14 protein-coding genes are annotated in these 13,701 nt (G+C 70.4%); 8 read left to right on the top strand and 6 right to left on the bottom strand.

The annotated features are described in order from the left end of the window. Window positions 1-24: 24 nt before the first annotated feature. From ACZ6WN_RS20000 to ACZ6WN_RS19990, 3 genes are all read right to left on the bottom strand, one after another. Window positions 25-1,191, bottom strand: a complete 1,167-nt coding sequence (locus tag ACZ6WN_RS20000) for an FAD-dependent oxidoreductase (protein WP_465867010.1) — start codon at window positions 1,189-1,191, stop codon at window positions 25-27. Between the two features lie 122 nt (window positions 1,192-1,313). Then, window positions 1,314-2,348, bottom strand: coding sequence for an alkaline phosphatase family protein (locus ACZ6WN_RS19995; RefSeq protein WP_465867009.1), 1,035 nt, complete (start codon window positions 2,346-2,348; stop codon window positions 1,314-1,316). A 42-nt stretch (window positions 2,349-2,390) separates the two neighbouring features. Beyond that, window positions 2,391-3,389, bottom strand: coding sequence for an alkaline phosphatase family protein (locus ACZ6WN_RS19990; RefSeq protein WP_465867008.1), 999 nt, complete (start codon window positions 3,387-3,389; stop codon window positions 2,391-2,393). 118 nt (window positions 3,390-3,507) lie between these two features. Here ACZ6WN_RS19990 and murI point away from each other — a divergent pair, with 118 nt between their 5' ends. Further along, window positions 3,508-4,365: a glutamate racemase gene (gene murI, locus ACZ6WN_RS19985; RefSeq protein ID WP_465867007.1), complete on the top strand. Its 858-nt coding sequence runs from the start codon at window positions 3,508-3,510 to the stop codon at window positions 4,363-4,365. Continuing rightward, window positions 4,362-5,132: an MBL fold metallo-hydrolase gene (locus tag ACZ6WN_RS19980; protein WP_465867006.1), complete on the top strand. Its 771-nt coding sequence runs from the start codon at window positions 4,362-4,364 to the stop codon at window positions 5,130-5,132. The genes murI and ACZ6WN_RS19980 overlap by 4 nt, the downstream gene beginning before the upstream one ends. 191 nt (window positions 5,133-5,323) lie before the next feature. On the opposite strand, the gene ACZ6WN_RS19975 is transcribed toward ACZ6WN_RS19980, so the two are convergent. Then, window positions 5,324-6,040 (bottom strand): response regulator, encoded by a 717-nt coding sequence (locus ACZ6WN_RS19975; RefSeq protein WP_465867005.1) that lies wholly within the window; start codon window positions 6,038-6,040, stop codon window positions 5,324-5,326. Then, window positions 6,037-7,197: a sensor histidine kinase gene (locus tag ACZ6WN_RS19970; protein ID WP_465867004.1), complete on the bottom strand. Its 1,161-nt coding sequence runs from the start codon at window positions 7,195-7,197 to the stop codon at window positions 6,037-6,039. The genes ACZ6WN_RS19975 and ACZ6WN_RS19970 overlap by 4 nt, the downstream gene beginning before the upstream one ends. Window positions 7,198-7,330: 133 nt before the next feature. Here ACZ6WN_RS19970 and ACZ6WN_RS19965 point away from each other — a divergent pair, with 133 nt between their 5' ends. From ACZ6WN_RS19965 to ACZ6WN_RS19940, 6 genes are all read left to right on the top strand, one after another. Continuing rightward, window positions 7,331-8,260 (top strand): ABC transporter ATP-binding protein, encoded by a 930-nt coding sequence (locus ACZ6WN_RS19965; RefSeq protein WP_465867003.1) that lies wholly within the window; start codon window positions 7,331-7,333, stop codon window positions 8,258-8,260. After that, window positions 8,257-9,093, top strand: a complete 837-nt coding sequence (locus ACZ6WN_RS19960) for an ABC-2 transporter permease (RefSeq protein WP_465867002.1) — start codon at window positions 8,257-8,259, stop codon at window positions 9,091-9,093. Before ACZ6WN_RS19965 ends, ACZ6WN_RS19960 begins: the two co-directional genes overlap by 4 nt. 86 nt (window positions 9,094-9,179) lie before the next feature. Next, on the top strand, window positions 9,180-9,932 hold the full coding sequence (locus tag ACZ6WN_RS19955; RefSeq protein WP_465867001.1) for an SGNH/GDSL hydrolase family protein: 753 nt from the start codon (window positions 9,180-9,182) through the stop codon (window positions 9,930-9,932). Between the two features lie 9 nt (window positions 9,933-9,941). Beyond that, complete coding sequence (rph, locus tag ACZ6WN_RS19950; protein ID WP_465867000.1) at window positions 9,942-10,649, top strand: ribonuclease PH; 708 nt, start codon at window positions 9,942-9,944, stop codon at window positions 10,647-10,649. Then, complete coding sequence (gene rdgB / locus ACZ6WN_RS19945) at window positions 10,639-11,253, top strand: RdgB/HAM1 family non-canonical purine NTP pyrophosphatase (RefSeq protein ID WP_465866999.1); 615 nt, start codon at window positions 10,639-10,641, stop codon at window positions 11,251-11,253. The genes rph and rdgB overlap by 11 nt, the downstream gene beginning before the upstream one ends. 106 nt (window positions 11,254-11,359) lie before the next feature. Next, a complete protein-coding gene (locus ACZ6WN_RS19940; protein WP_465866998.1) occupies window positions 11,360-12,115 on the top strand; it encodes a 2-phosphosulfolactate phosphatase in 756 nt (251 codons plus the stop codon). A 76-nt stretch (window positions 12,116-12,191) separates the two neighbouring features. Here the strand turns inward: ACZ6WN_RS19940 and cls are convergent, their stop codons facing one another. Beyond that, window positions 12,192-13,658, bottom strand: coding sequence for a cardiolipin synthase (gene cls / locus ACZ6WN_RS19935; protein WP_465866997.1), 1,467 nt, complete (start codon window positions 13,656-13,658; stop codon window positions 12,192-12,194). Window positions 13,659-13,701: the final 43 nt, after the last annotated feature.

Below are 13,701 nucleotides of genomic sequence, written 5' to 3'. Positions count from 1 at the left end.
GCAACGCCGCAGCGGGCTCCGGGGTTACGGGAGGCCGGCGTCGTGGTCGTGGATCCAGGCCAGATGGCGGTCGTACGCATCGGGTGACCCGAGCCGCTTGTTGCGGGCCTGGGCGCGCGGACCGTCGGGGAGGTGGAGCACGTCGGCGGCTGCCAGCGAGGCGATCTGGATCCGGCGGGTGCGGTCGCGGCGGCGTACCTCGTAGGTCGCCAGGGCGCGGTCCGTGTCGTCGTCGGTGGCGAGGCAGTCGGCGAGGACGGTCGCATCCTCGATCGCCTGGGCGGCCCCTTGGCCGTGGTGGGGCGGCATCAGGTGGGCGGCGTCGCCGAGCAGCGTGACGCGGCCGCGTGACCAGGTGGCCAGGGGCGGCCGGTGGAAGAGACCCCAGTGCTCCGAGCACGGTGCCGCGGAGACCATCTGGACCACGGCCGGATGCCAGCCGGCACAGGCGTGCACGTGCGCGTCCGGGTCGTCCGGCCAGGACCACGAGTCCGGCGCCCAGGGGCCGGCCTGACGCTTGACCAGCCAGAACGCGTGGTCGCCGGTGCCGACCGGGTGATGCATCAGGTGGCCGCCGGCGCCCGTCCACAGCTGCACGCGACCGGGGTCGGGGAGCAGCGTGAGCTGCGAGCGCGGGACGATCCCGCGCCAGGCGATGCAGCCGGAGAACTGCGCGTCGTCGTAGCCGACGACGTGCTCGCGCAGCATCGATGCGGCGCCGTCGGCGCCGATGACCAGGTCGGCCTCGACCGTCTCGCCGCCGGCGAACTCCAGGCTCACAGGCCCCTCGCCGGGGTCGGTGAGCCCGACCAGGCGGTGGCCGAGGTGGAGACCGTCGGTGCCGAACGCCCGGCTCAGCAGCGCCTGCAGGGCGGCGCGATCGATGCCGTAGCAGGGCGCCCCGGCGCGGTCCGCGTACGCCGCGGCGGAGAGCACCCGTCCGATCGCGGCGCCGGTGTGGCCGTCGCGCCAGACCAGGCCGTCGACGGTCGCCGCCGCCTCGCCGAGGTCCGGCTCGAGCCCGATGCGCTCCAGGAGCCTGGTCGCGTTGGCGGGAAGCAGCACGGCGTCGCCGGCCGGGAGCGGATCGGTCGTGGCCTCGTACACCTCGACCTCGATGCCCCGGCGGCGCAGCCCGACGGCGAGGGTCAGGCCGCCGAGGCCGGCCCCGACGATCGCGACCCGCCGCACACGACGATCCCTGCGTAAAGCTGCCCGAGCCATCCGGCTGACCGACATCGCACGCTCCTTGGGGAGGTTACGTTCGAAACGTACCTCAGGGTCGTGTGTGCTCGTGGACGGTTACGGCAACGTCACTTGACGTCGAGCGTCTGCGACTTGCCGATGTCGCTGGTCTGGATGGGGCCGAGACCGAGGAGGTCCAGGGCCAGGTTGCCGAGGTCGGCGTTGCGTACGGGCTGAGGGCCCTCGTAGTCGGGGCGGCCCTTTCCGGGGTCGCGGTAGTCGTCGGAGTTGAGCTCGTAGAGGTCCGCGCCGGCGCCGGCGTCCGGGCCCCAGACGATGAACGGGATCCGATAGTTCTCGTAGACCTTCTCGGAGTGGTTGGTGATGCCCGGCTTGAAGCCGTGGTCGGCGGTGAGGATGACGTCGAGATCCTTCGTCAGCCCGGGATCGGCGTCGATGACGTCGAGGAACTCACCGACCTGGGCGTCGGACTCCTCCACCGCGTCGAGGTAGTCCGGCGACATCCCGCCGGAGGCGTGCCCGGCGACGTCGGGAAGCGAGAGATGTACGAAGGTGAGGTCGCGCTGCTCGTCGGCCAGGTCCTTCGCGGCCTCCGGGACCAGCTCGTCGTGGTCGTCCACGGCTTCGAAGACGTCGATGTCGTTCTTCCAGGCCCGCTCCCACAGCTCGAACTTCTGCTTGGTCACGAAGACGCCCGTGCTGAGCCCGGCCTCGTGGGCGACGGTGAAGACCGAGTCCTCGTCCGGGTCGATCGACTTCGACGGGTCGCCGACGTTCCAGGTGACCCCGTGGCCGCCGTCGTCGGCGTTGATCGGGTCGCTGGTGACCATGCCGGTGTGGTTGGGGAGGGTGATGTTCTTCTCGTAGGCCGTGCGGGCGTTGAGCGTCGAGGCGCCCTCGTCGATCAGCCGGTGGATGTGGGGCGTCTTCGCCGGCCCGAGCGTCGTCAGCGCATCCGGGTTGAGCCCGTCGATCGAGATCGCGAGCACCTTCCGGTCGACCTGGGTGGTCTCGCGCTCAGCAGCGTCGCGACCCACGCCGCCGCCACCGCCGCCGTCCCGGTCGGGCAGCGCGGTGAACGCCACGACGAGCACGACCGCGACGAAGATGCCGAGGGAGACGAGAGGGAAGAGGCGACGCACCGGCACACCCTAAGTGAACCCGATGGCACCTCGGGCGAACGCTCAGCGAATGTCTAGTGACTGAGTGGAGTTCAGCGTGCTGCCGGGGATCGGGCCCAGGCCGAGCAGGTCGAGCGCCAGGTTGCCGAGGTCGCCGTTGCGGATCGGCTGCTTGCCGGCGTACGTCGGCCGGGTCGTCCCCGGCGCGCGGTAGTCGGGGTTGAGCCGGTAGAGCGAGGCACCGCGGGCGGCCCCCGGGCCCCACACGACGAACGGGATCCGGTAGTTGGCGTAGAGGTGGGCGCTGTGGTCCCTGGCGGCGGCCTTGAAGCCGTGGTCGGCGGTGAGGATGACGTACGTCGACCGCTTGAGCGTCGCCGAGGAGTCGATCACCTTCAACAGCCTGCCGATGCGGGCGTCGGTGCGGATCACCGAGGCACGGTAGGCCGCGCTCATCCCGCCGTCGCGGTGGCCGTAGTGGTCGGGGGAGCCCAGGTGGACGAAGGTGAAGGCGCGCTTCTTGTCCGCCAGGTCGCGGGCCGCTCGGCCGACCAGGTCGGCGTCGCCGTCGACCACGAACCGGTCGATCGAGGGCCAGGAACGGTCGAAGAGGCCGAACTTCGACTTCGAGGCGAACAGGGCGCTGCTCCGGCCGGCCCGCTCGACCTGGCTGAAGACCGACGAGACCGGGTGCCCGGCAGCCTCCTGCACCGTCATCCACGACCGGTCCTCGTTCCAGATGACCCCGTGGCCGTGGGCGGACCGGGCGATCCGGCGGCTGGTGACCATCGAGGTGTGGTTGGGCAGGGTGACGTTCTGCTCGTACTCGCTGCGGGCCTCGCGGGTCGAGGCGCCGCCGCGCATCAGCCGGTAGATGTTGGGCAGGTTGCCGGGGCCGAGCTTCTCGATCGCGGTCACGCCGAGACCGTCGACCGAGATCGCCAGGACCCGCTTCGCGCTCGCCGCCTGCGCGGGCCGGCCGGGCAGCTCGACGACCGCGAGGATGACGACCATCAGGGCGATCAGGACCGTCAGCACCAGCGACCGCCGAGAAATCGTCATGACCAGACGTTAACAACACTGATCCGACCCGCTCATGAACGTGAGATGGATCTCGGGTATGTCTCGAGTGACCCCCAGCACTGCGAACGTGCGCTGTTTGGGCCTAGCCTTGACGATCGTGCAGTCCGTCTCATCCCTCGGCTCGACCTCGCCCGTCGGTGCAGCCCGGCCCGACCGCGACGCCCCGATCGGGATCTTCGACTCCGGTTTCGGCGGTCTCACCGTGGCGCGGTCGGTGATCGACCAGCTCGCCCACGAGTCGATCCTGTACGTCGGCGACACCGCCCGCGCACCCTACGGGCCCAAGCCGATCGCCGAGGTGCGCGAGTATGCCCTGGAGTGCCTCGACCATCTCGTCGCGCAGGGTGTGAAGGCGCTGGTCATCGCCTGCAACTCGGCCTCGGCCGCGATGCTGCGCGACGCCCGGGAACGCTACAAGCCGCTTCCCGTCGTCGAGGTCATCCTGCCGGCGACCCGGCGCGCCGTCGCGGCGTCCCGCACCGGCCGGATCGGAGTCATCTGCACCCATGCGACGGCCGAGTCGATGGCCTACGACGACGCCTTCGCCGCAGCTCCGCACGTCTCGCTGCACACCCGCGCGTGCCCCCGGTTCGTCCCGTTCGTCGAGGCCGGCATCACCGGCGGCGATGAGCTCCTGGCCGCCGCCCACGAGTATCTGGACCCGCTGACCAGCGCCGGGGTCGACACGCTGATCCTCGGGTGCACCCACTACCCGCTCCTGACTGGTGTGATCTCCTATGTGATGGGCGACAACGTGACGCTGGTCAGCAGTGCCGAGGAGTCGGCGAAGGACGTCTACCGCGTCCTTGCCGAGCACGACCTGATGCGCGAGAGCGGCGAGCCGACCTACACCTTCCTGACCACCGGCAACCCCGCCGAGTTCAAGGCGATCGGCGCCCGGTTCCTCGGACCCGAGCTCGCGGCCGCCCAGCAGTTCGCCGGAGGGCTCGGATGACCTCCGGGATGCGGCTGACCGTCATCGGGTGCTCGGGCTCCTACCCCGGGCCCGACAGCCCCGCCTCCTGCTACCTCGTCGAGGCCGACGACGAGGCCGGACGTACGTGGCGGATCGTGCTCGACATGGGCAACGGGGCGCTCGGGGTCCTGCAGCGCTACATCGACCCGCTGCTGATCGACGCCGTCCTGCTCTCGCACCTGCACGCCGACCACTGCGTCGACATGACCTCCTACTACGTGCTCCGCAAGTGGCACCCGACCGGCCCGCAGCCGCCCATCCCCGTCTACGGCCCCAAGGGCACCGGCCGCCGCCTGGCGAAGGCCTACGACCTGCCCAAGCGTCCCGGGATGCGCGAGGAGTTCGCGTTCTCGACCTACACCGGGCCGATCCATCTCGGCCCGTTCGTGATCACCCCGACGGCCGTGGAGCATCCGGTCGATGCGTACGGGCTCCGGATCGAGGCGCACGGCAAGGTCATCGCCTACAGCGGCGACACCGCCGAGACCGAGGCGCTGCTCGACATCGCCACCAACGCGGACCTGTTCGTGTGCGAGGCCGCCTTCCGCGACGGCGTCGACAACCCGCCCGGGGTCCACATCACCGGCGTCCACGCGGGGGAGTACGCCACCAAGGCGCATGTGAAGAAGCTGGTCGTCACCCACGTCCCGCCGTGGCACGACTCCGCCGACGCGCTCCGCGAGGCGCGCTCGACCTACGACGGCCCGACCGAGCTGGCGACCACGGGCGCTGTCTACGACGTCTGAGCCTGGGACCGCGCGAGGAACGAGCGCGGTCCCAACGCGAAGAGGTCGAGCGAGCGCAGCGGCTGAGCCGGCGAAGCCGCGAAGCGGGTCGAGACCCAGTCGTGATGCGTAACAGTCGAGCGTCGAGGGGACTGTGTTGGTCTCGACACGCCTCCGCCTAGCGGCTCCGGCGGCTCGACCGACGGGAGAGGTCAGACCAGGCCGGCGTCGTGGACGGTGATCGCGATCTGGACGCGGTTGGTGGCGCCGAGCTTGTCGAAGAGGCGCGAGACGTGCGCCTTGACGGTCGGGATCGAGAGGTAGAGCTCCTTGGCGATCTCGGCGTTGCTCAGCCCGCGCCCGACCGCGAGGGCGACCTCGTGCTCACGCTCGGTGAGGGCCTGGAGGCGGCGGTTGGCGGCGGCGGCGCGGTCGCCGGTCGGCTCGGCGCGGAGCCGGGTGATCAGGGTGCGGGTGGCCTTGGGGGAGAGGATCGGCTCGCCGGAGGCGACCGCGCGGATCGCCGCGACGATCTCGGGCGGCGGCGTGTCCTTGAGCAGGAATCCGTCGGCCCCGGCGGCGAGGGCGTCGACGACGTACTCATCGGCACCGAAGGTGGTCAGCACGATCACTCGCGGTGGTCGCTGCGGAGCGCGAGAGGATGCGGACGGCTGGGCCTCCGCCAGCACCCGGCGGGTGGCTTCGAGGCCGTTGATCTTGGGCATCCGGATGTCCATCAGCACCACATCGGGGGCGGAGGTACGCACCAGAGCCAGCGCCTCCTGGCCGTCGGTCGCCTCGCCGACGACCTCGATGTCGGCCTGACCGCCGAGCATCAGCCCGAGGGCAGAACGCACCAGCGGGTCGTCGTCGACGATCCCGACCTTGATCTTGATCGGAGTCTCTGGGCTGGTCCCTGGGCTGCTCACTGGCCCCACGGTAGCCATGCTTCGAGGATGAAGACATCCTTTTCCGTGCGGTGAGCGAGGCGTCCGCCCGCGAGGTCGACGCGCTCGGTGAGCCCGATGAGGCCCAGCCCGGCGCCGGGCGTGTTGGAGTCGAAGCCGAGCCGGTTGCGCAGGACCACGTCGATCCCGTGCTCCTCGGAGCCCTGCAGGGCGACCTGAAGGGCCGCCCCGGGCGCGTGCTTGCGGGCGTTGGTGATGCCCTCCTGCACGACCCGGTAGATCGACCGTCCCACGGCCTCCGGCGGCGAGCCCTCGACGTCGTCGGCGAAGGTGATGTTCATGCCGCCCGAGCGGGCCTCCTCGATGAGGCGCCCGATGTCGGCGTACGTCGGCTGGGGAGCGGTCTCGGGATCCTCGCCGTTGCCGCGCAGCACGCCGAGGACGGTGCGGAGGTCGTCGAGCGCTCGGTGGGCGCCGTCGCGGATGGTGCCGACCTCGCCCCGGACCTGGTCGGCGGAGAGGTCCTCACGGTAGGCGAGCGCGCCGGCCTGCATGGAGATGTGGGAGATGCGGTGGGCGAGCACGTCGTGCATCTCGCGGGCGATCCGCCGGCGCTCGGTCTCGCGGGCCTGGGAGACGCGCAGCGCCTGCTCCGCCTCGGCGGTCTCGGCGCGGAGCCGGAGCGTGGCGATCAGCTCGCGCCGGGAGCCGATGTACATGCCCCAGGCGACCATCGCGGCGACGATCACCACGTTGACGCCGAGGTTGAAGCCCCACAGCGGGATGCCGGGGATCTCCTCGGCCGTGGTGGTCTCCATCACCGCGAACCAGAACATGCCCGCGGCACAGCTGAGCAGGGAGATCGGGATGATCTCGCGCCAGCGGCGCCGGGTCGCCAGCGAGACCAGGGCGAGGCTGGAGGCCCCGGCGGAGAGGATCGAGAGCCCTCCGGCGGCGGTGGTGAAGGTGGCGATCGCCACCGGCCAGCGGCGGCGCCAGAAGACCAGGACCAAGGAGAGGACGCCGAGGCCGAGATCGAGCGCGAAGCGCCACTGCGGCCATCCGTCGGTGCTGGAGATCAACCCGACCGCGCTGATCGCCAGCGCAAGGAGGTACCGCCACACGTGCCCCCACAGGCTCAGGCGTGGCTGATAGTCCTCGGGCGACGGTTGCTGCACGGCGTACACGCTAGTCAACCGGGGTCGGGGACACAGGATCCCGCGGTCGTGCCCGGCCCCATACTTTTGTCGGGTTGCGGGTCATCCGTATGTCCGATGCAGTCCGAGCCGGAGGCACGGCAGGATGTACGCCATGATCAAAGTCGAAGGACTGACGAGGGTCTATGGGACCTTCACCGCGGTCGACGACGTGTCGTTCACCGCCGAGGCCGGCAAAGTCACCGGCTTCCTCGGCCCGAACGGCGCGGGCAAGTCGACCACCATGCGCATCATGGTCGGACTGACCAACCCCAGCAAGGGTCGGGCAACGATCAACGGCAGCCTCTATGCCGACCTCCCCAACCCGGGCCGCCACGTCGGCGTGCTGCTCGACGCCAGCGCCCAGCACGACGGCCGCACCGGCCGCGAGGTGCTGACGCTCGCCGCGATGACGATGGGCCTGCCCAAGTCGCGCGTCGACGAGATGCTCGAGCTGGTCTCGCTGACGCCGTCGGAGGCGAAGCGCCGGATCAAGAACTACTCCCTGGGCATGAAGCAGCGTCTCGGCATCGCGCACGCGCTGATCGGTGACCCGAAGGTGCTGATCCTGGACGAGCCGGCCAACGGCCTGGACCCGGCGGGTATCCGCTGGATGCGTGGCCTGCTGAAGGAGTACGCCGACCGCGGCGGCACCGTCCTGCTCTCCTCCCACCTGCTGCACGAGGTCGAGCAGATCGCCGACGAGCTGATCCTCATCGGGAACGGCCGCATCGTGGCCGAGGGCACCAAGGACGAGATCCTCTCCAGCCAGGGCACCGTCGGGCAGTCGCTGGTCACCTCCCTGGACAACGAGGCACTCACCGTCGCGCTCAAGGCCAAGGGCTACAGCGTCGAGCCGATCGGCACCGGCATGCGGGTCTCCGCCGCACCCGCCGAGGTGGGCAAGGCCGCTCTGGAGTCCAACGTCGTGCTCACCGACCTGCGTGACGGCGGCGCCGGTCTCGAGGATATCTTCCTCCAGCTCACCGCCGAGACGCAGCGCGAGAACGTCGCCCAGATCCACGCCGAAGGAGCCTCCGCATGAGCGCCGTATCCGTAGCGCCGTCGACCCCGTTGCCGACGGCCACCAAGGTTCCTTTCAGCCGTCTCGTGCTGGTCGAGTGGCGCAAGATGACCGACACCCGCGCGGGTCGGGTCATGCTGGTGATCACCGGCGGGCTGATCGCCCTGGTCGCCGGCATCATCCTGCTCGTCACGGCGCTGTCCGACATGTCCGCGCTGCCCGCATCGACCTGGATGAGCGCCCTCTCGTTCCCGGTGTCGCTGCTGGTGCCCGTGCTGGCGATCATGATCGTGACGCAGGAGTGGGGTCAGCGCACCCACATGGTCACCTTCACCCTCGAGCCCAGCCGGCTCAAGGTCGTCTTCGCCAAGCTCCTCGCCGTCTTCGTCCTCGGCATCGTGACGATGGCGATCGCGGTCGGCATCGGTGCGCTCGGCACGGTGCTCGGCGCCGCGATCGCGGGCTCGGACCCGAACTGGAACGTGACCGGTGAGGCGCTCGCGTGGACCCTGGCGACGCAGATCCTCTACCTGCTCATGGGCTTCGGCTTCGCGATGCTACTGCTCAACACCCCGGCGGCGCTGGTCATCTACTACGGCTACACGCTGATCCTGGAGGCGTCCGTCTTCAGTGCGCTCTACTTCATCTTCGACTGGGCGCAGAACGTCTTCCCGTGGATCTCGATGCAGGTCGCGATGATGCCGTTCGTCGCGGGGAACGAGATGCAGGCAGCCGGAGTCGCCGTCGAGGACGGGGCGCTCGGGATCGCCCGCCTGGCCACCTCGATCGCGCTGTGGGTCGGCCTGCCGCTGGTGCTCGGCACCATGCGGGTCCTCAAGTCCGAGCTGAAGTAGCTCGCTGCAGTAGTTCATCGGACTGTTCGCGACACGACACGCGGGGGTGGGTGCTTCGGCACCCACCCCCGTCACCGTTGTCGGACGTGGGCACCTACCTGCGTTACGCGGCGCTGGGCGACAGCGCCACCGTTGGGCTCGGCGACCCGGTCATCGGGGGTTGGCGAGGATGGGCCCGGCTGCTGGCCGAGGCTCTGGGACAGACGTACGACATCTCCTGCTGCAACACCGCGGTGATCGGTGCGACCTCGACCGTGGTGGTCGAGCAGCAGCTCGCCGACGCGGTGGCGCACCGGCCTGACGTGGCCTCGCTGATCGTCGGGGTCAACGACGTGATGCGCTCCGTCTGGGACGTCGCCAGGCTCCGGGACGATCTGATGACCTGCGCCGACGCGCTCGCGGGCCAGGGCGCGCTGCTGATGACCGCGCGTTTCCACGACCACTCGGTGATGTGGCCGATGCCGGGTTGGATGAAGCGGTCGATCCAGCGGCGGACGGCCGATCTCAACGCGATCTGGGACGAGGTGCATGCCACCTACGGGGGTCTGCGGCTCGATCTCGGCGCGGTTCCGGACCTGGCGGAGCGGAGGTTCTGGGCCGCCGACCGGCTCCATCCCTCCGAGCTCGGCCACCGGCGGATGGCTCGGGCGTTCGGCGAGCAGCTGGTGGCGTACGGCTTCTCCTTCGAGCCGCCCTCGCTGGAGCCGTCCGGCGGGCTGCCGACCGGCTGGCGGCAGGATCTGGCCTGGATGGCGGGCGAGGGAGTGCCGTGGATGGGGCGGCGGGCACGGGATCTGGGGCCGTGGGTGGTACGCCGGGCGTGGGAGACCGTTGCATAGGGTGGTCTCGTGACCACACGAGCTGACGGGCGCGCCGACGACGAGCTGCGCCCCATCAAGATCACCCGCAACTGGCTCGACCACGCGGCCGGTTCCGTCCTCATCGAGTTCGGCAAGACCCGTGTCCTGTGCGCCGCCTCGGCCTCCGAGGGCGTGCCGCGCTGGCGCAAGGGCTCCGGGCTGGGTTGGGTGACGGCGGAGTACGCCATGCTCCCCGCCGCCACCCACGAGCGCTCCTCGCGCGAGTCGGTGAAGGGCAGGATCGGCGGACGTACGCACGAGATCTCCCGCCTGGTCGGGCGCTCGCTGCGCGCCGTCATCGACTACAAGGCGCTCGGCGAGAACACCATCAACATCGACTGCGACGTGCTGCAGGCCGACGGTGGGACGCGCACGGCGGCGATCACCGGCGCCTACGTCGCGCTGGCCGACGCGGTCGCCTCGCTGGGTGTCTCGAAGGCGCTCACGGGCTCCGTCGCCGCGATCTCGGTCGGCATCATCGACGGCGTGCCGCGTCTCGACCTGCCCTACGAGGAGGACGTCCGCGCCGAGACCGACATGAACATCGTGATGACCGGCGAGGGCAAGTTCGTCGAGGTGCAGGGCACCGCCGAGGGCGTCGCCTTCGACCGCGCCGAGCTCGACGCCCTGCTGGCGCTGGGCGAGAAGGGCTGCGCCGACCTGACCAAGCTGCAGGAGGCCGCACTTGCCGGCTGAGCCGAAGGTCCACGTCGCCTCGCGCAACGCCAAGAAGCTGGGGGAGATGTTCCGGATCCTCTCTCCGCTGGTGCCGGGGATCTCGGTCGTCGGGCTCGATGACGTCACCCACTACGACGAGCCGGTCGAGGACGCGCCCGACTTCGAGGGCAACGCGCTGATCAAGGCCAGGACCGGCTTCAAGGCCACCGGCCTGCCGACCGTCGCCGACGACTCGGGCCTCTGCGTCGACGCGCTCAACGGCATGCCCGGGGTGCTCTCGGCTCGCTGGGGCGGACCCCCCAAGTCGGACTCCCGCAACAACGAGCTGTTGCTCGCTCAGCTCTCCGACGTCCCCGACGAGCGCCGCGGTGCCCACTTCGCCTGCGCCATCGCCTTCGTCTGGTCCGGCGGCGAGCTGGTGGTGGAGGGCCGCATGGACGGCCGGATCATCCGCGAGGTCCGCGGCGACGGCGGGTTCGGCTACGACGTCCTGTTCGTCGCGGCCGACACCGAGGACGGACGTACGTCGGCCGAGCTGTCGATCGAGGAGAAGGACGCGATCTCGCACCGCGGCCGTGCGCTGCGCGAGATCGCTCCGCAGATGGCCAAGCTGCTCGGCTGATCGTGGGCGCTCGACCGAGGGAGCTCGGTCGGGTGGGTGGATGCTCACCGAGGTGACTCGGTCAGCATCCGCACGCCCTCGCACCGCTGTTCATTAACCTCTGCGCGTGGCCACCTTCGATGAACAGCACCGCCAGCGCGCTCATCGGGTTCGGTTCGAGTGGGGTCCGGTGGGCGCCGAGGCGGTCGGGCCGGTGGACATCGCCGTCGTGGTGGACGTGCTCTCCTTCACCACGACGCTGACGGTCGCCGTCGAGCGCGGGATCGAGGTGTTTCCGTTCCGGTGGCGCGACGAGCGCGCGGAGGCGTACGCACGCGAGCACGACGCGGTTCTCGCGGTCCAGCGTCAGGACGCGGTCCCGGGCCGGCCCTCCCTCTCGCCCGCGTCCCTGCGCGAGGCCGACGGCGTCCGGCGCCTGGTCCTGCCCTCGCCCAACGGCTCGACGATCAGCACCCTGCTCGCGGAGGGCGGTGCCACGGTCGTCGGTGCCTCGCTCCGCAACCGCACCGCGGTCGCCGAATGGCTCGCTCCTCGCTGCGCCGACGGCGCGAGCGTCGCGCTCATCGCGTCGGGGGAGCGCTGGCCGGACGGCACGCTGCGCCCCGCGGTCGAGGACCTCTGGGGCGCCGGCGCGGTCCTGGATGCTCTGGGCCGCCCCGGCGATCTCTCGCCCGAGGCCGCGATGGCGCGCGACGCGTTCGGTGCGGCGGATCTTCCGGACGTACTCCATGCCTGCGCCGGTGGTCGGGAGCTGACCGCGCGGGGCTATGCCGCCGACGTGGTCCTGGCCGCCGAGATGGACGGCTCGTCGGTGGTGCCGCTCCTGCGCGACCGGTCGTTCCGAGCGGTCACCCCGCACTGAGCTGATCCTCCGCCACGATCAGACCGCCGACGAACCCGCCCCGACCTCCTCGCGAGCTCCGCTGCGCTCGCGGTGATCACTGGAGGGCGGCGGTGAGGCGCAGCACGTTGTCGACGTACGCCGCGACCTTCGGCCGCGCGAGCCACTCCTCGAGCAGCAGCTCGCGCGAGATGGCCCGGTAGCTGTCCTCGACCTTCCGCAGCTGTGCGACCGGGTCGCCGTCGAAGAGCATCAGCGAGATCTCGTAGTTGAGGGCGAAGGAGCGCATGTCCATGTTGCTCGAGCCGAGCACGGCGACCTCGTCGTCGATGCTGAAGTGCTTGGAGTGCAGGACAGCGGGCTTGGGGTAGAGGTAGATGCGGACCCCGGCCTCCAGCAGCGCCTCGTAGTAGGAGCGCTGGGCGTGGTAGACCATGAACTGGTCCTTGCCCTCGCTGACGAACAGCTCCACGCTCACTCCGCGCCGGGCGGCGGTCGTCACCGCGTAGAGGAGCGACTCGTCGGGCACGAAGTAGGGGCTGGTGATCGAGATCCGTTCCTTGGCCGCGTAGATCAGCGAGGTGAAGGCGCGCAAATTGTTCTCGGCGTCGACGCCCGGTCCGCTCGGCACGATCTGGCCGGTGACGTCGCCGGCCGCCGCCCCGGCGCGCCAGACCGACGAGGAGACGGCGAGCTCGGACCTGAGCAGCTCACCGGTCTCGGTGTTCCAGTCGCTGGCGAACACGACGTTGAGTGCCGAGACCAGCGGCCCCTCGATGCGGGCGTTGAGCTCGACCCACTCGCGGCCGGCCCGGTGGTTCTTCGGCTTGTCGTAGCCGGGCTCGATGAGGTTCTGCGAGCCGGTGAAGGCGACCTTGCCGTCGACGACGAGGAGCTTGCGGTGGTTGCGCAGGTCGGGGCGGCGGATCTGGCCACGCAGAGGGTTGATCGGCAGCAGGGGGTGCCACTCGATGTCGGAGGCGTCGAGCCGCTTGACGAGCTGGCGCCAGATCGGGATGCCCCGCGAGCCGAGGTGGTCGAGGAGGAGCCGGACGCTCACGCCGCGCGCCGCAGCCCGGTCGAGGGCGTCGAAGAACGGCTCGGTCACGTGGTCGCACGCGGTGATGTAGAACTGCACGTGCACGTGGTGCTCGGCCTGGTCCACCGCTGCGGTCATCGCCTCGACCGAGCCGTGGTAGTCGGCGATCAGGTCGATCCGGTTTCCCGGCGTGGCCGGCAGCGAGCCGAGCCGCTCGTTGAGCTCGATCGTGGTCGCGTCCACCGCCGAGATCGACTTCGGGTGCGCTGGTCTCGGCAGCCCGCTGACATAGCGGGTGACCTCCTCGTTGAGCGTCCGCTGTCGCTCGTGACGGCGCCGGTCGAGCCGCGTCTGGCCGAGCAGCAGGTAGCCGATGAGACCGACTCCCGGGATCAGGAAGATCGCCAGCAGCCACGCCATCGCGCTGCCCGGGCGCCGGTTCTTCGGCACGACGCCGAGCGCGATGACCTTGACGAGCAGGTCGATGATGTAGATCGAGGTCCCCACGACCCCAGCCGCTGTCATGCGCATCAGCATGCACCACCGCCACTCGTGTGGGAATCTTCTG

The sequence above is a fragment of the Nocardioides sp. NPDC054178 genome, assembly GCF_055585005.1.
Note: the sequence above shows the minus strand (reverse complement) of the source record. Positions and strands in the feature narration are given on the sequence as shown.

What these genes read in the sequence shown, in the direction of transcription:
- ACZ6WN_RS19990 (WP_465867008.1), bottom strand. Translation starts at nt 3,389, where the DNA reads ATGACGATTTCTCGGCGGTCGCTGGTGCTGACGGTCCTGATCGCCCTG.
- ACZ6WN_RS19980 (WP_465867006.1), top strand. Translation starts at nt 4,362, where the DNA reads ATGACCTCCGGGATGCGGCTGACCGTCATCGGGTGCTCGGGCTCCTAC.
- ACZ6WN_RS19965 (WP_465867003.1), top strand. Translation starts at nt 7,331, where the DNA reads ATGATCAAAGTCGAAGGACTGACGAGGGTCTATGGGACCTTCACCGCG.
- ACZ6WN_RS19960 (WP_465867002.1), top strand. Translation starts at nt 8,257, where the DNA reads ATGAGCGCCGTATCCGTAGCGCCGTCGACCCCGTTGCCGACGGCCACC.
- cls (WP_465866997.1), bottom strand. Translation starts at nt 13,658, where the DNA reads ATGACAGCGGCTGGGGTCGTGGGGACCTCGATCTACATCATCGACCTG.